The sequence below is a fragment of the Bacillus thuringiensis genome (assembly GCF_001455345.1).
Classification (GTDB): domain Bacteria; phylum Bacillota; class Bacilli; order Bacillales; family Bacillaceae_G; genus Bacillus_A; species Bacillus_A thuringiensis_N.
Genome location: NZ_CP013274.1, coordinates 973,863 through 990,855, shown reverse-complemented (window position 1 = coordinate 990,855; position 16,993 = coordinate 973,863). Strand labels below are relative to the sequence as shown.

Sequence of the window (16,993 nt, the reverse complement as noted above, 5' to 3'; positions counted from 1 at the left end):
ATAGCAAAAGAACAAACCCCCAGAAATGAGAGTTTGTTCTTTCACTCTATAAGTTTCCACTTTTAATTTAGCACCATTGCTTTGTCATTTAAAAGACGATCCAATTCTTCCATATGATTTGTTTCATCTGCGATCATATCTTCTAACTTTACAACTAACTCTGTCATATTTAATTTCGCTGCCTGTTCTTTTCTCGTTTCATAACGCTTAATTGTTTCATATTCTGATTGTCTAGCGTATTCTAACATTTCTCTAACATCTTCTACTTGTTTCACTCGTAAAGGGATTGTAGTAGGTGTACCACCTAGCGTCTTAATTTTCTCTGCTAAATATAGGGCATGTCCTTGTTCATCACTAATTTCAGATTCAAAGAAAGGCTTTAATACTTGTCTATATATACCAGAAACTGTAGCTGCATTATGGTTATACATAATAATTGCCGAGTATTCTCCTGCTAAATCTTCATTCAATCCTTCGATTAGTTCTTTCACATCGTGTGACATTTTTGTATCTCCTCCTATACTTAATAAGTACCCCTTTTCTCATGTTTTAAACATCATTATTTAAATTTTTTATGTATCTAAAAATGCGGCTTGTTTCAACTTACTTATCGCTTGTCTTTTAATACGAGAAACGTGCATTTGTGAAATACCTAACCGTTCCCCTGTATCTTTTTGATTTAAATTTTCTTCAAATATATAATGAATAACACTCTTTTCCGTTTCATTTAATACGTTAAAAATATCCTTTAAAACGAGACGCCTTTCTGTCTCTTCATATCCTTGCTCTACTTCACCTACAGATTCAATTCTCGCTACCGAACTGCCATCAGATGCATTTTCAACTACATCATCTAAGGAAGATACTCGATAATTATTTTTCGCATCCATAATTTCTAGCACTTCCTCTTCGGATAGTCCTAAATGATCCGCAATCTCTATAATCTTTGGTGAACGCTGCAAATGATCTGTTAGCTCCTCTATCGCGAGTTTAATTTTTCCGCCTAAATCTTTAATTCGCCTTGGAACGTGAATGCCCCATGTTTTATCACGTAAATACTTCTTTATTTCCCCTACTATCGTAGGTATTGCAAACGGCTCAAAAGCATTCCCTATCGAATAATCATACCTTCTTATTGCGCCTAAGAGTCCTAACATTCCTACTTGTATAATATCCTCATGCATTGGCCCGCCTTTTGAATAGCGATATGCAATGGAATATACGAGATTTTTATAATGATCAACTAACCTTTCCTGCGCTTCACCACATTGGTTTTGTTGAAATTCTGCAATTAGTTTAATAACGTCTTCTTTAGTAAGATTCGTAGGTTGAGATTGGATTTCCATCATTCTCCACCTGCTCTCTTTGTATATATTTTGTCATTAAAACTGTCATGCCCTCATCATGCATGATTTGTATATCATCCATTAACGTATTGATTAAATATAAACCTAAACCATTTTCCGGCAAATGTTCTACAGGTTTACTAATATCATACGGACCAACTTTCCTTTTTAAGTTATTAAAATCAAAACTAACCCCATTATCAGCAACCATAATTTCTAATCGATTTTCATATAGCCCAAAGACAATTGCAATTTCTCCAACATCTTCTTTGTATGCATGTTGTACAATATTTGTGCATGCTTCACTAATAGCAATTTTCATATCTTCTATATCGTCATAAGCAAAGCCCATTCGATTTGCAACACCAGCCATTGTTAAACGAATAATAGCCACATATTCTGCCTTTGCAGGAATTTTCATTTCTATCTTTTCAAATCTCTCCATCATCCCTAGTCACCTTCTTTCTACTTTTTCAAAATCGGAATTCAAATTTAATATTTCTGTTAACCCTGTAATATCAAATAATCTTTTTAACCTTTTAGATACACCAATAAACTCTAGTTTTCCATCATTTTTCTTAACTGCTTTTAATAAAGCTATAAAAACGCCTAAACCTGTACTATCCATATAATCTACCTTAGTAAAATCTACTACAATATGAACCTCTTTTTCGCTTGCAATAGGCATAATCTTATTTTTCAGATCTGATGCCGTATACGCATCAATTTCACCATTAAGTTGTACAGTATAACCTACATCATTTTGCAAAATATTTATTGCCAAATTCATCATTTCCGCCCCCTTATCTCAAACTACTACTATGTTAATTACCCATAAAAATTAATTTTAAACATATTTTTTTATTTTTATTATAAGTAAATTTTCCACACCTTTCTCAGCTTAACACTTAAAAAATAATACCAAATGTTTAAACCTTATAAATTTGTGTATATATAATCTATAAACATTATTTTTAGGGGGATTTATCTATGGAAGAGCACAGCTTTAAAAAGGGAGATTTCGTTCAATTTTCTTATCGACACGATCATACTACAAAATTAGTTGGTTCCATTATTAACATACTAACGAATACAATTGTAGTGGATATAGGCAATAACGAGGACTTATCTCATATAGAACCGAGGCAGGTCGTAAGAATAAATAATTGTAAAAAAGTAACGATGGTTTAATACATAATAGAAAGTGTAATTTCAATGAGCGGGGGCCTTCATCCCTCGCTCATTCCTATGTACATTACATAAAAAAAGCATCCAAATTAGTTTAATTGGATGCTTTTTTATGTATATTTATCACTCTATTAACCTTATAGCTATATATAAAAAACTTAAGATTACTATTCATTATCATACTTACGCTTTCCGAAGCATTCTAGAGAAGAATGTAACGATTAAAATAAAGACAATTGCACCTAATAACGCTGGAAGAATAAAGATGCCTCCCCATTCAGGACCCCAATGACCAAATAACGCACTACCTACCCAAGATCCGATTAATCCGGCAATCACATTACCAACTATACCTAAAGGAAAGTCTTTTCCCGTAATCATTCCAGCTAACGCACCAATAAGTCCACCTACAATACACGTAATAATAAGTCCCACAATTAACCCTCCTATATTCGTTTTATATTGTATTTATCAAGCTTTGGTATGGAACCAAAGCTTGATAAACATGTATTATTCTTTATTATCCAACCCATCACTTATCTTTTGTTTCACTTTTCCGACTTTTTCTTTTATCGTTCCCTTCGTCTTGTCCCACTTCCCTTCATTTTTCAACTTTCTATCTTCTGTGACTTCACCAATTCCTTCTTTTACTTGTCCCTTTTTCTTTTCCACTTTACCAGTAATTTGTTCTTTTAGCCCGCTCTTACTCATATTTCCCATCTCCTTTTCGTAATAGATTTATAGATGTAAAGGGTACAAAATTAAATAGAATACATGCATCTTCTTTCGTGTAACCATTCACCGACTCTTTCTAAATCTTTAACGAATAACAAGATTTTCCCTTCATCTAGCTTTTCTTCGTAGAAGTTCGCTTCTTCTTCATTAAGCCCTAACTCCTGCATCTTATTTCTTAACTGATCTCCCGTTTTTTGAAAGACATTAATAATACTTGTCCCAAGTCCCTCCTCTTGTATACCAATTGTATTCACGTCTGCATTGTCTGCGATTCTATCTGTCCTTTCTTTCTCGTGTGTTAATACGTAAATATCTTTTTGGTCTATCCCTTTCTTCACGAGATCATTCGCCGCATTCATGACCTCTTTCTCCGTAATAAATTCATATACAAAAGGTTTACTATACTTCGTTTCCATCTTTAACTTCCTCCTTTAAAATGAATTATTTGTTATATTATATGTAGTACACCCATTTTCGAAATGTTAAACATAAAATCCGAAAAAAATTGTGTAATTTTTTTCTATCCTAAAACTAGTAGAATAAATCCACTTACAATAACTACCTAAATTAACAGAAAATTGTTATAATTAAACATGAGGAGGGATACTATGAAAAAAATCATATCTATATGCGCTCTAACCGCTCTATCTTTCACTTTAATAGGCTGTGCCAGTACCTCAGCTACAGACAAATCTCCACAAGCTAAACAAGAACAGAAACAAAATGCCTTTCAATTAAACTCCGCAAATATTACAGATATCGAAATACTTAGCATAAAAAATAACAACGTTTCAAAATCTCAAACCGACAACGAAGAAATGATACAATCTATCGTTTCAGCAGTTCAAAAAGGCACTCCTAAGCAAATCACACTAGATCAAAAAAAGAGAGAATCTGCACATTCTACTATTACCATTACATATAAAGATGACGCAAAAGACGAATTTCTTGTGTGGGTTGATAATAAGGAACAAATTACGATTGCTAAAGATGAGAAGAAAGATAAGGTAGAAGGTGTGATAGTAAATATTAAAGATGCTAAAATGATGAAGGATTTTTTTAAGAAGACATCTTAGAATATACCTTTTCTTTATACATTAAAAAGGGCCCACCTATTTCCGTAGGCGGGCCTTATCTTTATTACACAATAAGAAAGTATACTCTCTTTTCCTCTGAATTTTTATGTAATTATACATATTTACAACAATACATGTAGTGATTTATAAATTGTGGGCATTCCCTACATAAAAATTAACAAAGGAGTGACATCTCACTCCTTTGTTATTTATAGACTTTAATAAACATTTGATCGCTATTATAAAATTGTGAAGTTAAGCTTATATCTATTTTAAGATTATTTTTTTCTATCATAAGCTTGTGTGTATCCCCTACATCATATTCATCTTTTTCTATATTAGAAGCTAATCGTGTATCAATTTCTTTACTTAAATCTAAGTTCGGATTTATCATGCTAATCCATTTTTTGGCTAACTCTATTAATGATTTGTCATCTTTAGCATTATCGATTACAAACATGACAAAAAAGTCATTCTCATTATTACCACGTACATAGAAATTGCTACCGAAATCAGCAAATCCTCTTAAGTTAGGAGTTTTTAAAAATACTTCTGAAGATGGACCTCCTATATCACTGTACTTTAAATTCACATTATATTTTGCATTAATTTCAGTAACAAGATTTTGTGCTTCCTTAGAGATAGATTTTTTTAATACAGATGATCCATTCACCCAATAATCTTTATCATAGTAAACATCATCAGTCGCTAACTCTTGCGGGATAACAGTAGGCTTTGACTCAGGCTCTTTTTCTGGTTTTTCAGATTTAATAATTGCATTGTATAAGAATAGTGCATACTGCTCACGAGTCACGAGACTTTGCGGTTCAAATTTATTATCACCCGTGCCCGTCGTGATTTTATTTTCTTGTAATGCGCTGATAGCACTTGTTGCCCAGTAATTTTTATCAACATCTTTGAAAGTGGTAGTAGATGTTGCTTGGAAGTTAAATGCCTTTGTTAATACAACAGCTAATTGTTCACGTGTTAAAACATTATCTGGACCAAACTTCCCATTACCAAATCCGTTCATAATACCAGCTTTATTAAGAGCTAAAATTTCTTTTTCAAACATATGCCCTTCTATATCTGTGAAAGGATTTTGTGTTGTAAGTTCATCTACTGGCTTTAAGTAAGCATATATTAGTCTAGCTACTTGTCCTCGTGTAATGTTATCACCAAAACCAAACATTCCGTTTCCATAACCAGCTACAATATTTTTCTCTTTTAAATCCATAATTGCTTTATAAGACCAGTGATTTTCAGGAACATCTTTAAATCCTATTGTATTTTCTGCTTGCACATTTGTTAGAGGAGTTAGTGTTGTTGATGCAATAACTGTCCCTGCTAAAATTAATTGTTTAAAATTCATAATTGAATCCCCTTATCCTTAATATAGTGTGTTCATAAAGAATATTACACACACCCTACTCAATATTAACATATAAAGATATTAAATTCAGGTTAATTATGGATATTTTAAGCATATTATCCCATTGGATACTATATATAAAACGTAATAACTTGTTTCCAATACGCATCCTTTTCCTTTACCCATTTTAAAAAGATACCATTTACAAACTCAAAAAATCCCCTCAAAGCGTCAGCTTTAAGGAGATTTCTTCTATCATCTTCTCGCCTCATACAACCGATTTGCTTTATACGAGCAAATGAAAAACATACATGTCGCAACGGGGATAAACGTCCAAAACAGTCCTCTCATTAATGCAAATGGTGTTTCAAATAAGAATGACCATAGAAATGATACGCCTTGCTTATCCCATAATCCAGGCGTCAAGTATAGTTCTTTCGGATTTACAAATGCATCTACATTAATCGTGTTATTATACATAAATAGAAATAATATCGGCAAATAACAGATCGCTAATTCTAAAAAGGTTTTAGATAGACGTTTATACTTCCCCGCTCGTGACATTTGATCTGAGAAAATGTCATCTTCACTTTCTTCATTTATCTTTTTAAAATAGTACGTACCTGACCACCGATTACCAGCTATATGCTCCCAGCCACTATCTTCAAATAACGTGCAGTAATTAATAAATTCACTTTTTCTACTAAATACTCTATGGTCTATTCTAATCGTCGCATCTTCGGGTTCTGTATATCTAAATGTATAACCAAATGTAGTGCTTTCTAGTTGATAGCCTTTCCAAGCCATCTCTTCTAACCATTTTTCCTCTTTCTCAAAGTCTAAAAAGAATTTCAATCTCCACATCATCGTTTCCCCCTAACTATACGTGTAATAAACTTTTTGTAACCTCAATAATGTGCTGCATTCTCATAAAGTCTAAATGCAATACTTCTTTCCCACGTTCCGTAATGACATACACTTTTCTTCGTTTATCTTCACTTTTTACCGATTCTATTAACCCTTGTTTTAATAAATTTTCAACCGCCCCATACAATGTACCCGCTGCAATTTTCACTTGATGATTACTCAGTTCCTCCACCTTTTGCATAATTAAATATCCATGTGCTGGCTCTAATAAAGCTAAAAGTACGTAATACGTTGTTTCCGTTAATGGTAAATTTTTATCTCTATTCATAAAGACCTCCAATGTAACGATAAATATATAGCTAAACTATATAGTTAAACTGTATAGTTTAATTTTATACAGTTTGACTGTATATGTCAAATGCAAAAATAACTTTATAAGCCATAAGAAAAACGCTACCTTTTTAAAAGATAGCGTTTTTCTTATTATCCTTGCTTATTCTTAGCCTTTGAATGTAACCACTTTTCTTATTCACATAAAACTTAAACTCTTAAAGAACCACGAAAACCTCTGGCAGCATAGTAAGAATCTGCTCCATTATGGTATACAAAAACATGTCCGAAGCGATAATCACAGAAGAGTGCGCCACCAAGCTCTCTAATATCTGAAGGTGTTTGTACCCAACTTGATGATTTCATGTCAAAATTCCCAAGTTTTTGCAACTCTCGATATTGCTCTTCAGTTAATAGTTCAATACCCATAGCATTCGCTACATCAATAACCGTATTTTCTGGTTGATGTTTTTTTCTTGATTCTAGCGCTTCACGATCATAACAAAGACTTCTGCGGCCTTTAGGGCTCTCCTTTGAACAATCACAGAAAGTATACTCATCCTTCTCTTTATCATAAGCAATAACATCTGGCTCACCACCAGTTACTTCCATTTCATTAAGTGACCACAATTTTTCAGGATTAGCAGCCAACTTCGCTTCAACTTTAGCCCATTCAAGATCTTCATGGCGGTTCGTATTCTTCTCAAAACGAGCCTTTAATACTGTTAATAATTCTTCTTGTTGTTCTACTGATAACTCATTTTTATTATTTGTCATATTAGTCCTCCATATTATGTGTCCTTATAATCATTTAAGTATATGTTTTATAACAAATCTTCTCAATCATTGTTTTCATGCAGTTTACAATAAATTATATAATTTGTTAAATCTCTTTTTCAACAATTTAAAAAAGCATCTGAAACAGATGCTTTCTCTCATTCTCAATATGTAAACGTAATCGTCACTAAAGAATATCCTTCTTTCGCATTATACGGCTCGGCTCTATAAGAAACACGGTTCGCTCCTTGCGGATAACCGATTTCTCCAATTACTTTTTTCACATCTTGCAATGCGCCATCCATTGATTGCTTATAAAGGATTTCAATCTTTTCTGACTTTGTGCTATAACGTTGCTGCATTTTATTTTTGAATTCATTATAGTTATTTGCGATGTATTCATTTCCTAAATAATTTAACTTTGTATCTTTTAATATTTGCTGATATGCAGTGGTTTTCGTACCACCTGCCGCAATTTTACTTGTTAATGTACTATAATAATTTGTTGTAGCTTGCGGATAATCACTTCTGTTCCACACATGATTTCTTGCGATTTGCTCATCTGATAAATTGAAATATGAATATGTTACGCGGCCTTGCTCATCTGGCACCGGATCATCGAATGTTGTATCAAGGTGATACCATTTGTTTTCGATTTTCACCAAGTTCCATGCATGAGGCTGACCGTCTCCAGTTCCTACTACAAAATGATTCTCAATTCCCGCTTCTTTTAATAATTGATAGGTTAATAGTGCGTAGCCTTGGCAAACAGCAGAACGATTTACAAGTGCTTCATATGCTGTGTAAGCTTTATAAGACGTATCGTAAGAAATATGTTTTACGACATAATCATGAATCGCTTTCACTTTTTCGTGATCATCCATTCCAACTTGCGTAATAGAAGAAACAATTGCCTTTGCTTGCTTCATTACATATTCCGTTTGTTCTTTCGTTTCACGGTATGTAATCTTCAGCGTAAACGTATAATTTCCAGGTGATCCAGAAATTTTATATGAAACATTCGATCTATTATAATTTGTATACTCATTTTTACTTGCGACTTCTTGATATGCGTTAAACAGTGTATTCATTACTTCTTCCTGATTACCATTTTTCGTTTTATATGGAAGTGTAATATTCGTTTCATACGCATTAATACGCTTTTGCACTTCATCTTTAAATGCTGCTAATAATGCCGCATCTCCTGTATCTTGCACCGCAACCGCAGGCTTTTTATATTGCAAAGCATTATATAAAAACTGTGCGTACTGTTCACGCGTTACCGTTTTAGCAGGTTCAAATTTCCCGTCGCCTGTACCAGATGCAATTCCGTTTGACTGCACCGCACTAATTGCACCTTCTGCCCAAAAACCATTCGGAACATCATTAAATGTATGATTTTGCTTAGCTGAAACTTGAAAAGCATTTTTAATAATTTGCGCCATTTCTGCACGGCTAACAGAATCTTTCGGTCTAAACCCTCCGTTTCCATCCCCGTTAAAAATCCCTAACTTCGTTAACGTTAAAACCTCTTCTGGAAACAATGTAGATCCTGCGCGAATATCTCGATACGGATTGTTTAATGTAGACCCATCTTTTAATACATAACGAGCACCTTCATTACTGAACGCACCACCTTGCTTATTCGGTAACAGCGCACGATAAATTAAAGCTGCAACTTGTTCTCTCGTCGCAACATCACCGAAACCAAACTTCCCATTTCCATAACCGGAAATAATATTTTTACTCGATAAATCTTTAATCGCTGGATACGACCAATGCGATGTAGGCACATCAGAAAAAATCCCCGCCTCAGCAGCTCTCACATCACTGCCATTTGTATATAGTAAAGCACCACCTATAAGTGATAATGATGTAATTGATTTTAATAGTTTTGTGTACATAATTCCTTCTCCCAATACGTTCTCTATTTATAATATGTTTTGTTGAAAAATCTAAAATAATATGACAAAACATATTATACTATTAAAATTTTTTGAAGGATATAATAAGTTTTGAAATATGCAAAAACTCATATTGTTATAGGAATTCATAGTGATATTATGTTGTTTTACTTGTGAATATATAAAGGGCTATAGTGTCTTATGTCGAAAACATCATTTATAACCAAGTTGCTTTACTTCTATTGTAACAATACATCAAAATAAAGACGAACCAAAAGAGGTGTTAGTAATATGAAAAATAAAAGATGTGATAATTGCGGTTCTACTAATTTTAAAGAAGGGCGAGTTGGAAGTGCTTATCATGCATATGTTTATGAGGATGCACCTAGTAGATTCTTTTCAGGTGGGAAAAGTTCGAAACTATTAACAACATTTTGTTTAGAGTGTGGTGAAGTGAAATCATTTAGAGTTGAAAAACCGGATACATTCAAAGAATAAAGTAAACTCAAGAAGATGTTGTTACTAACATGAAAATAGCATTATTTATATTTGAGCTAATAGAAAAAGAATATGATCTAAAAATGATTCAGATAAACTTATTGGAATACAAAATAAAAAAACACTCATAATTTCGTAAAAACTATATTATTAAAATTAAGATGGTTCGAGTCGGAGGAAAGCACCTTTGAGTGTCTTTTTTTATGGAGAATCAGTTTAAAAACTAAAAATAAAAGAACCTCAATACATGAGGTTCAAAAAACTACTATTTTAAATTACCTTCGTAAAAAGCAACTCCATTTTGAACATGCTTTAAATACCACGTAATCGTCCCGCCACAAACATTTTCATTAAAACTATTAGCATATACTCCATTTGAGTAATAAAGAGTTCTTTTGAATTTACCGTTAGAATACTCATAAGGAATTGAGCATGTTGCTTGCTTCGGAGAGCTCACAGCTTTTTGCGTATCAGCTGAAGCCGCTCCAATTCCTCCTGTTAATGCAATACCAGTTGCTAATACTCCCACTACTAATTTCTTGAACATAATAAATCCCCCTTTAATAGTTTTTATAGCTTACAACTTAAATGTATCATCTTTGTAATTTATGTAAATATCTTGAATATGTAGAAATATTTATTTAATTTTTGGTAATATTGGGATTTTATTTTATCAAATGAAAAATAGAGGGATTTAGAGAAGTATGTAACAATGCATAATAAATCAATTAGATATTATGATATACTCACAAAGAACTGATACAAAATTTCTTTAGATTGGAAAACTAAAGTCTTATCTACCTAAAAGGAAGGCGCCTAATGGCGTCTTTTCTTTATTTTCAAAAGGACCTGCTCCATTCATTCTTTAAAACATAAGGTAAAGTGAACCCGTTAAAATCCATGGAATGAACCCTAGTTTTCCCCTCTTATCTAAAGGAGGCACTATTGTTATGGGATATGGTGGTAGTTGCGGCGAAGGCTGCGGTTTCGCAGGAGGATTTGCTTTATTAGTTGTATTATTTATTCTCTTAATCATTATCGGATGCAGTTGTTTCTGCTAAAAAACTATTAGAAAAGGTACCTATATATAGGTACCTTTTCTTTATATGCCTTATTCCATGTCTGATGCCAAACTTTCATCATGATTGGATCCGGATTTATTATTTTTCGCATTCATCATACCTCAAATATGAATCGATTTCAGACATGAGCTTTTAACGAAAAGAATTGGGGACCATTTTTTCCCATAAAGGAAATACCCTTTTGAAAACTTCTACTATAGAAGGATCAAATTGTGTACCAGATCCTTCTATAATACGTCTATAAGCTTCTTCAGGAGATAGAGCCGAACGATATGCTCTTGAAGAAGTCATTGCATCGAATGCATCTGCTATTGCAACAATTCTTGCGCATAATGGTATTTGATTTCCTTTTAGTTTTTGAGGATAGCCCTTTCCATCCCACCTTTCATGATGAGAAAGAATTATGTCTTCACTACCTGTTATTAAAGATATATTTTTAAAAACTTCTAATCCTAATTGTGGGTGTGTCTTAATAATATTATATTCTTCTTCTGTAAGAGAAGATGCTTTCTTTAAAACTTCATCAGGAATACCTATTTTCCCTATATCATGTAATAAACAAATAAAATGAAATTGTTTTAAAGAATTATCATCATATTCATGTGTTTCTTTAGCAAGAATAGTAGCATAATTGGCTACACGTTCACTATGTCCTTTCGTATATTGATCCTTTAATTCCATTATCCTCATTATCGATAAAGCTGTTTCTTTCATTTGTTTTTCATAGGATGCTTTAATTTTTTGTACTAAAAATTTTAATGAAAGAAATACAAAAAATGACGTAACAAAAATTGTTAGAAACAATAATATTAATGATATTGGATAGTTAATTTCAAAATAATAAATAGCAATTAAAAATCTACATATCATACAAATAGATACCGATAGAAGATAATGCATACTTAAAAATAAAGGTGCAGAAATTACTAAGAAACACTCTAAATATGGGATATGTAAAGAAGCACCTGGATTACGTATAAACATAAGATCGTATGCCAAAAGATAACTAATACTAACGCCAAGAAAAATATATTTTGTAAACATTTGTTTATTCATTTTTTGTAAACACTTACTATATAAAAAAAATGACATAAAAATAAATAAAAATACGAGTTCAAATAAAAGCTTCTGTAGTGTAAAATCCTTTCTAAGAATAAAATGTTGATAAATACTATCAAACAAAAGAGTACTACAGGGAATAAATAGAAACATTTTTATCGGTTCTTTCGTTTCAATATTTTTAATCCCTTTAATCATTTTACACACCGCCAAACCTTTTTAATAAAAAAATAAGTTCATATAGATATTATTAATAATATCCAAGAATAGATAATAGTGCAAAAAATACCCTTTCTCATAACCTATAAATGGGGTACCGTCACATGCCCATCAAGCTAACCAAGTAAATTACTAGATAAGAAACGATCCTTGTTTCAAAACTAACAATTGATAGAAAAGTAGGCATGCTAAAGAAGCCTATTAAAACGTGATTTTTTCGCTAGGCAGATTGTCTATGCTTCACCGTCGTTTTATACACAATCCCTAGAATATCAAAGACGGTCATCTTCTTATACCGATGACATTTACGACAGTTCTTTTTGAGCAGCAGATAAAGACGATGCAGAATCTTTAAAATTTCTTCTGTGCCAACGGCTATCGCTTGAAACAGTAACGGAAAGTAATCTTTAATCATATAAATCGCTTTGTATTCACTCAGCTCCTGCTTTGTCTTTTCAAGCAGAAACTGTCGCATCTGAAACATCGTAGAAGAACAGAGGAGAATGCCGATGAGTTGTCCATATAAATGGCACTCTAGGCGTTCTCTTTTAATATTTTTACATTCATCAATTTCAAAAAATGACTTCCACGTTTTAAACAAAATTTCAATCTGCCAACGAAGTGAATACAATGAGTGCACGTAGTTCGTTGGTACTCCTTCTAGAGACGTGTTCGTGATATATACATTCATACCCATTAAACGTTTACTTTTCTCCTTCATGACGATGCCTTTTTTCTTTTCACGTATCGCTTGGTTTTTCAAGCGTGTTTGCGTTTGATCATCGGTTAAACGATGGAAAATGACACGTGCTGGAAGCTTCTGATTTTGGCCAATGTATGCCTCGGGGATTTCTATCGTTTCACCTGGGATTAGACCCGACATCATTTGTGCCATATCAAGCTGGATGTATTCTGTTTGCTTTTTTAACGTGCCGTTGTTGAAGTATTCTGGCTCAGAGTTCTTGATATAAATGCGTGTATTCAGCTTCAACCGCGAGATATAGTAAGCCTCTTTATCATGAATAGTTTGTAAGTCTCCTAAATCGAAGTAACCAAGATCACGTAAACACAAATCACCCGCCTCTACGGTTTCAAGGCAGATGGTACCGTATGTTTTATCATTATTCTTTCCTGGTCCAAGCTGCACGTTAAGAAATTGACCACTAAGTAAATCATATTCCAATTGGATTTTCACGCCTGCCGTATTACTACTCCCGCCTGAACCTTGATAGTTAGTGGCGAAATGATCAGGCAGTTGAAACACTGTCGCATCTAAAATACGGATACGATTGAAAGTAGAGATCATGTGTGCAGAAAGCGAGTGATTTGAACAGAGTTTTTGTGTGAGAAGAGAAGTAAAGACTTCTCGAAGAAATGCGACAGCTGCTGGATTAAAGCGTTGATTCAATCCTTCTGAGCTCATCAGTACCCCAGTTGAGGCTTCTAACTGACTGCACAATTGTGTAAGCGATGTGCTAGCGATTTCTTGACTGAGCCATACGCAAAGGGCAATGAGTTCGTTTGCTTGATACTTACTAGATCGCTGTACAAAACCAACTTGTTTGGCGATATCTTGTAGGACTATTGGAGATAAAAAGTATTGTAGCTCTTGTGCGAAAAGATTCAGTTCATTGGAAATGATAGGATTCATCAAAGACGCCATCCTTTCTGTATATTTCTACAAAAAGAATAGCGTTTTTTTGATTATATGGATACAAATTTATCTTAGCTTGATAGCGATGGGGCGGTACCCCTAATACCCCAGAAGGAAAAGAAGAGTTTGAATCCTTTAACGTACAGGGCGTTCCATATATCATTGTAAAAGATCATGAAAATAACACTCAAAAATCAATTCTTGGATTCAGCACTCAATCATTAGAAGAGGCTATTTTATAATAATCATCCAACACCATGAAAAAGAAACGAACAAAAATGTTCGTTTCTTTTTCATGGTGTTTAATGCTCAAGAAAACTTATAACCGCATAAGTATATAGAACGACTAGAGCAAAGGCACATATTCCCATAATGATAATCGCTAGTGCGCTTTTCTCTTGTCTAAACCCTATAATTCCAAGAATAAATGCACTCAACATTGTTACCTTAAGCATTGTAGAAAGATTGGGAATTGAATATCCACTCAACCAGGTAGAGAAACTTACAATTACGGAAAAAGAGAACAAAGTTAGAACAATAGATAATATATTAATGTGCTTCCCATACTTCAGTTGCATTTCGCTACCTCCTTTTCTTTTCATTAGTGAATAATAGGTAGGTGACCATATTTTTATTTTATTCTAAACTTTCTTAAAAATCTATAATGAAAAGAAGAGGTTGTCTCAAAAGTCGCTGAATAGTTACTTTTAGGCAACCTCTTTTCTTTATTTTTTACTTTCCTCTAGTTTAGAGATACTTGCTTCTTTTTCAGGTAACGTATCAACAAAATCCTTTTGAGATTTTAATAGGTCAGATTGTTGTATCCAAGCCATAAGATCATCTAAAGATTTACGGGCTTCTTTTACATCGCCAGTAATATCATTCATGTTCAACTTATTAAATGTAGCTAAAAATTCTTGTTGAATCTCACCTTGCAATTCATTTGCTTGCTTTGTTAATTCTTTATTTTCATCACATTTTGCCTTTTGAACATTATTCATAGCTTTCCCGATTTCATGCTTATCAAAAGCATCTTGCGCTTTCTTTAAATTTTCGGTTTGTTCTAACTTACTTTTAATCTTCTTATCATCCTTCAACTTCAAAGCCTCTTGATAATTCTTTATAGCTTCGCTATATTTTTTATCCTTAATGTTCTTATCAGCTTTTGATGTATAATCTTCAAAGGAATTACTACTACAAGCTGCCAGTAGCAAGATGAATGCTAGAATCAACCCATAAAACTTAACATTTTTCATAGAAACTATGCCTCCTCTTCTATATGCATACACTTATAATATTACAATTTCTGTAAAAATAGAAAGGGATACATATGTTATCAATTTGATAAATATTCTATTGGAGGCATTATGTATCATTTATTATCTTTTTCGGTAGACTGAATATATTCAAAGAAATCCGGTGGTTCTTTCATTGCTTCTTTTTTTAATTTTTTCAAGTTCTTCACGTTCACGCGGAGACAATCTTTCTAGTAGGGGTACCCCCCATCACCATCAAGCTAAGAAATGCAAATACCTCAAAACGAAAAAATGAGCATTTTGTTACAAGTTAGTACAAAATTTCGTTCTGGGGGGTACTATAAAATTTTAGCTTGATGGACATGGGGTACCGTCAGCATTTTAAAAAAATAATCACGCTAAGAGTATTCAAGATTTTATACAGTTTCTCCACTTATTCAGCAATAAACAAGAACCCTAAACGCAAAATTTATAAAGAGATGAATAGGGTTATAGAAAATGAAAAAGGCGAATTCCTTTTGAAAGTAGGAATTCGCCTTTTTCTTGCTACCGATGATAGGACGTTATATTAATCAAGCATGAATAAGTATTCATCACAAAAAATCCAGATCTTTGATTATCATTTTAAATAACCCCGTTGGTTTTTACCCTTTGCTAAGCTCTTTTTTATTACACGGTTCACTTCACTACAATCTCCCTCTATCTCATCAAACTCAAGTGACTTTCTCCGCATAAACACATGGACTCAACAAATCACTTCTAAAATTTATAAAAAGAAAAGACCTTTTATATACTTATTAAGATTTATATTTTTTCACTGTACAAGGAATAGTTACAATGTATAAATCTATAGCATAGATTGTAACCCAAATACCTTTACCTTCAGCCGCTAGCTTTTCATTCAATTGTGATAAATGCTCTGAAACTTTTCTTTTACCCCATTTTCTAGGAAACCATTGAAAAACCTTAGGAACATTATGTTTTTTGTTATACCATGCATTCAATCTCCAAAAAATCAAGAAAAACGAGACAATCACTACAATACAAAAAATATCAAAATATGAAATTCCTGAAATCATATAATATATTCTCCATTTTCATTAAAGCTCAAATAATTTTTTTCTTAATTCTAATTCATCCTCTGTCTCAAAACCCTTAAATAATAAATGAACAATCTGGTTATGGTTAAAAAATACATTATATTCTTTTGATAAATTACCATGAGGATATGGACAAGCAACATAATCCCATAATTTATTATCAGATTGTTGTTGCTTTCTTCCATAAATCATAAGAGACTGATTAATTTCTTCTACAAAAACCACAGAACCAATAGGTAATAATTCATTTCCAATCGGTAATTTTGGTATATATATATTTTCCATACGAAGTTCCTCCTAAATAAAAATAATTGTTACTTTAAAAATAAAGATGTGATTTTATAAAAAATAAAACCGGTTAATGGCATAACTATACCAAAAACTAAAGATAACATCATTTTCTCTTTAAATGTAGCATCTGCTCCAAACCAAAGGGCTAATAAACTAAAAGGAACAGCAATAAGACCAAAAATAATTAAAATTTTCCTAAATACCTGTAATGAAAGCAAAAAATCTTCCTCCTTAATAGA

The 16,993-nt window shown here is 32.7% G+C and carries 24 protein-coding genes; 4 read left to right on the top strand and 20 right to left on the bottom strand.

Annotated features, from left to right (window positions below; translation table 11 throughout):
* Window positions 1-62 precede the first annotated feature (62 nt).
* The 4 genes from ATN06_RS05245 to rsbV all read right to left on the bottom strand — a co-directional run bounded on the left by ATN06_RS05245 (window position 63) and on the right by rsbV (window position 2,139).
* Window positions 63-503: a ferritin-like domain-containing protein gene (locus ATN06_RS05245; protein WP_060629808.1), complete on the bottom strand. Its 441-nt coding sequence runs from the start codon at window positions 501-503 to the stop codon at window positions 63-65.
* Between the two features lie 69 nt (window positions 504-572).
* Window positions 573-1,349, bottom strand: a complete 777-nt coding sequence (sigB, locus tag ATN06_RS05240; RefSeq protein WP_002157437.1) for an RNA polymerase sigma factor SigB — start codon at window positions 1,347-1,349, stop codon at window positions 573-575.
* Window positions 1,312-1,794: an anti-sigma B factor RsbW gene (rsbW, locus tag ATN06_RS05235; RefSeq protein ID WP_000970576.1), complete on the bottom strand. Its 483-nt coding sequence runs from the start codon at window positions 1,792-1,794 to the stop codon at window positions 1,312-1,314. Before rsbW ends, sigB begins: the two co-directional genes overlap by 38 nt.
* Before the next feature lie 6 nt (window positions 1,795-1,800).
* Entirely contained in the window at window positions 1,801-2,139 is a 339-nt protein-coding gene (rsbV, locus tag ATN06_RS05230) for an anti sigma b factor antagonist RsbV (RefSeq protein WP_060629807.1), read from the bottom strand.
* 197 nt (window positions 2,140-2,336) lie between these two features.
* Here rsbV and ATN06_RS05225 point away from each other — a divergent pair, with 197 nt between their 5' ends.
* On the top strand, window positions 2,337-2,537 hold the full coding sequence (locus ATN06_RS05225; RefSeq protein ID WP_060629806.1) for a hypothetical protein: 201 nt from the start codon (window positions 2,337-2,339) through the stop codon (window positions 2,535-2,537).
* Between the two features lie 180 nt (window positions 2,538-2,717).
* On the opposite strand, the gene ATN06_RS05220 is transcribed toward ATN06_RS05225, so the two are convergent.
* The 3 genes from ATN06_RS05220 to ATN06_RS05210 form a co-directional block, all read right to left on the bottom strand.
* Window positions 2,718-2,969 (bottom strand): GlsB/YeaQ/YmgE family stress response membrane protein, encoded by a 252-nt coding sequence (locus ATN06_RS05220; RefSeq protein ID WP_000522902.1) that lies wholly within the window; start codon window positions 2,967-2,969, stop codon window positions 2,718-2,720.
* Between the two features lie 75 nt (window positions 2,970-3,044).
* Window positions 3,045-3,245 carry a CsbD family protein gene (locus ATN06_RS05215; protein ID WP_060629805.1) on the bottom strand — a complete coding sequence of 67 codons (201 nt, stop codon included), beginning with the start codon at window positions 3,243-3,245 and terminating at the stop codon, window positions 3,045-3,047.
* Window positions 3,246-3,295: 50 nt separating this feature from the next.
* On the bottom strand, window positions 3,296-3,685 hold the full coding sequence (locus ATN06_RS05210; RefSeq protein ID WP_060629804.1) for a YflT domain-containing protein: 390 nt from the start codon (window positions 3,683-3,685) through the stop codon (window positions 3,296-3,298).
* Window positions 3,686-3,877: 192 nt separating this feature from the next.
* Between ATN06_RS05210 and ATN06_RS05205 the strand changes: the two genes are divergently transcribed.
* Entirely contained in the window at window positions 3,878-4,345 is a 468-nt protein-coding gene (locus ATN06_RS05205) for an LptM family lipoprotein (protein ID WP_060629803.1), read from the top strand.
* 205 nt (window positions 4,346-4,550) lie between these two features.
* On the opposite strand, the gene ATN06_RS05200 is transcribed toward ATN06_RS05205, so the two are convergent.
* From ATN06_RS05200 to ATN06_RS05180, 5 genes are all read right to left on the bottom strand, one after another.
* Complete coding sequence (locus ATN06_RS05200) at window positions 4,551-5,717, bottom strand: S-layer homology domain-containing protein (RefSeq protein ID WP_060629802.1); 1,167 nt, start codon at window positions 5,715-5,717, stop codon at window positions 4,551-4,553.
* Between the two features lie 255 nt (window positions 5,718-5,972).
* On the bottom strand, window positions 5,973-6,584 hold the full coding sequence (locus ATN06_RS05195) for a DUF2812 domain-containing protein (RefSeq protein ID WP_060629801.1): 612 nt from the start codon (window positions 6,582-6,584) through the stop codon (window positions 5,973-5,975).
* A gap of 13 nt (window positions 6,585-6,597) precedes the next feature.
* A complete protein-coding gene (locus ATN06_RS05190) occupies window positions 6,598-6,912 on the bottom strand; it encodes a PadR family transcriptional regulator (RefSeq protein ID WP_001078066.1) in 315 nt (104 codons plus the stop codon).
* Window positions 6,913-7,124: 212 nt separating this feature from the next.
* Window positions 7,125-7,691: a DUF4256 domain-containing protein gene (locus ATN06_RS05185; protein ID WP_060629800.1), complete on the bottom strand. Its 567-nt coding sequence runs from the start codon at window positions 7,689-7,691 to the stop codon at window positions 7,125-7,127.
* A 164-nt stretch (window positions 7,692-7,855) separates the two neighbouring features.
* Window positions 7,856-9,595 (bottom strand): S-layer homology domain-containing protein, encoded by a 1,740-nt coding sequence (locus ATN06_RS05180; protein ID WP_060629799.1) that lies wholly within the window; start codon window positions 9,593-9,595, stop codon window positions 7,856-7,858.
* 291 nt (window positions 9,596-9,886) lie between these two features.
* Between ATN06_RS05180 and ATN06_RS05175 the strand changes: the two genes are divergently transcribed.
* Window positions 9,887-10,093, top strand: a complete 207-nt coding sequence (locus ATN06_RS05175; RefSeq protein ID WP_060629798.1) for a hypothetical protein — start codon at window positions 9,887-9,889, stop codon at window positions 10,091-10,093.
* 265 nt (window positions 10,094-10,358) lie between these two features.
* Here ATN06_RS05175 and ATN06_RS05170 read toward each other — a convergent pair whose 3' ends face one another.
* Window positions 10,359-10,640, bottom strand: a complete 282-nt coding sequence (locus tag ATN06_RS05170; RefSeq protein ID WP_060629797.1) for an LCI fold-containing protein — start codon at window positions 10,638-10,640, stop codon at window positions 10,359-10,361.
* A 403-nt stretch (window positions 10,641-11,043) separates the two neighbouring features.
* On the opposite strand from ATN06_RS05170, the gene ATN06_RS28045 reads away from it, so the two are divergent.
* Window positions 11,044-11,154 (top strand): YjcZ family sporulation protein, encoded by a 111-nt coding sequence (locus ATN06_RS28045; RefSeq protein WP_000540371.1) that lies wholly within the window; start codon window positions 11,044-11,046, stop codon window positions 11,152-11,154.
* A gap of 153 nt (window positions 11,155-11,307) precedes the next feature.
* Here ATN06_RS28045 and ATN06_RS05165 read toward each other — a convergent pair whose 3' ends face one another.
* The 7 genes from ATN06_RS05165 to ATN06_RS05130 all read right to left on the bottom strand — a co-directional run bounded on the left by ATN06_RS05165 (window position 11,308) and on the right by ATN06_RS05130 (window position 16,972).
* Window positions 11,308-12,432, bottom strand: a complete 1,125-nt coding sequence (locus ATN06_RS05165) for an HD-GYP domain-containing protein (protein WP_060629796.1) — start codon at window positions 12,430-12,432, stop codon at window positions 11,308-11,310.
* A 241-nt stretch (window positions 12,433-12,673) separates the two neighbouring features.
* On the bottom strand, window positions 12,674-14,104 hold the full coding sequence (locus tag ATN06_RS05160) for an IS4 family transposase (protein ID WP_060629795.1): 1,431 nt from the start codon (window positions 14,102-14,104) through the stop codon (window positions 12,674-12,676).
* A 305-nt stretch (window positions 14,105-14,409) separates the two neighbouring features.
* The gene (locus ATN06_RS05155; protein ID WP_001176332.1) at window positions 14,410-14,685 is read right to left on the bottom strand and encodes a hypothetical protein; all 276 of its coding nucleotides are present in this window, start codon (window positions 14,683-14,685) and stop codon (window positions 14,410-14,412) included.
* 147 nt (window positions 14,686-14,832) lie between these two features.
* Window positions 14,833-15,363, bottom strand: a complete 531-nt coding sequence (locus ATN06_RS29360) for a hypothetical protein (protein ID WP_234415823.1) — start codon at window positions 15,361-15,363, stop codon at window positions 14,833-14,835.
* 797 nt (window positions 15,364-16,160) lie between these two features.
* A complete protein-coding gene (locus tag ATN06_RS05140) occupies window positions 16,161-16,442 on the bottom strand; it encodes a hypothetical protein (RefSeq protein ID WP_029437703.1) in 282 nt (93 codons plus the stop codon).
* A gap of 21 nt (window positions 16,443-16,463) precedes the next feature.
* Window positions 16,464-16,748: a DUF4176 domain-containing protein gene (locus ATN06_RS05135; protein ID WP_029437702.1), complete on the bottom strand. Its 285-nt coding sequence runs from the start codon at window positions 16,746-16,748 to the stop codon at window positions 16,464-16,466.
* Between the two features lie 29 nt (window positions 16,749-16,777).
* Entirely contained in the window at window positions 16,778-16,972 is a 195-nt protein-coding gene (locus ATN06_RS05130) for a hypothetical protein (RefSeq protein WP_029437701.1), read from the bottom strand.
* Window positions 16,973-16,993 lie beyond the last annotated feature (21 nt).

Bases quoted from the DNA above. Each gene is read 5' to 3' on its own strand.
- ATN06_RS05140 (WP_029437703.1), bottom strand. From the start codon at position 16,442: ATGATTTCAGGAATTTCATATTTTGATATTTTTTGTATTGTAGTGATT.
- ATN06_RS05185 (WP_060629800.1), bottom strand. From the start codon at position 7,691: ATGACAAATAATAAAAATGAGTTATCAGTAGAACAACAAGAAGAATTA.
- ATN06_RS05135 (WP_029437702.1), bottom strand. From the start codon at position 16,748: ATGGAAAATATATATATACCAAAATTACCGATTGGAAATGAATTATTA.
- rsbV (WP_060629807.1), bottom strand. From the start codon at position 2,139: ATGATGAATTTGGCAATAAATATTTTGCAAAATGATGTAGGTTATACT.
- ATN06_RS05160 (WP_060629795.1), bottom strand. From the start codon at position 14,104: ATGAATCCTATCATTTCCAATGAACTGAATCTTTTCGCACAAGAGCTA.
- ATN06_RS05195 (WP_060629801.1), bottom strand. From the start codon at position 6,584: ATGATGTGGAGATTGAAATTCTTTTTAGACTTTGAGAAAGAGGAAAAA.
- ATN06_RS05170 (WP_060629797.1), bottom strand. From the start codon at position 10,640: ATGTTCAAGAAATTAGTAGTGGGAGTATTAGCAACTGGTATTGCATTA.
- rsbW (WP_000970576.1), bottom strand. From the start codon at position 1,794: ATGATGGAGAGATTTGAAAAGATAGAAATGAAAATTCCTGCAAAGGCA.
- ATN06_RS05200 (WP_060629802.1), bottom strand. From the start codon at position 5,717: ATGAATTTTAAACAATTAATTTTAGCAGGGACAGTTATTGCATCAACA.
- ATN06_RS28045 (WP_000540371.1), top strand. From the start codon at position 11,044: ATGGGATATGGTGGTAGTTGCGGCGAAGGCTGCGGTTTCGCAGGAGGA.
- ATN06_RS05245 (WP_060629808.1), bottom strand. From the start codon at position 503: ATGTCACACGATGTGAAAGAACTAATCGAAGGATTGAATGAAGATTTA.
- ATN06_RS05190 (WP_001078066.1), bottom strand. From the start codon at position 6,912: ATGAATAGAGATAAAAATTTACCATTAACGGAAACAACGTATTACGTA.
- ATN06_RS05205 (WP_060629803.1), top strand. From the start codon at position 3,878: ATGAAAAAAATCATATCTATATGCGCTCTAACCGCTCTATCTTTCACT.
- ATN06_RS05165 (WP_060629796.1), bottom strand. From the start codon at position 12,432: ATGATTAAAGGGATTAAAAATATTGAAACGAAAGAACCGATAAAAATG.
- ATN06_RS05215 (WP_060629805.1), bottom strand. From the start codon at position 3,245: ATGAGTAAGAGCGGGCTAAAAGAACAAATTACTGGTAAAGTGGAAAAG.
- ATN06_RS05180 (WP_060629799.1), bottom strand. From the start codon at position 9,595: ATGTACACAAAACTATTAAAATCAATTACATCATTATCACTTATAGGT.
- sigB (WP_002157437.1), bottom strand. From the start codon at position 1,349: ATGATGGAAATCCAATCTCAACCTACGAATCTTACTAAAGAAGACGTT.
- ATN06_RS29360 (WP_234415823.1), bottom strand. From the start codon at position 15,363: ATGAAAAATGTTAAGTTTTATGGGTTGATTCTAGCATTCATCTTGCTA.
- ATN06_RS05175 (WP_060629798.1), top strand. From the start codon at position 9,887: ATGAAAAATAAAAGATGTGATAATTGCGGTTCTACTAATTTTAAAGAA.
- ATN06_RS05225 (WP_060629806.1), top strand. From the start codon at position 2,337: ATGGAAGAGCACAGCTTTAAAAAGGGAGATTTCGTTCAATTTTCTTAT.
- ATN06_RS05155 (WP_001176332.1), bottom strand. From the start codon at position 14,685: ATGCAACTGAAGTATGGGAAGCACATTAATATATTATCTATTGTTCTA.
- ATN06_RS05210 (WP_060629804.1), bottom strand. From the start codon at position 3,685: ATGGAAACGAAGTATAGTAAACCTTTTGTATATGAATTTATTACGGAG.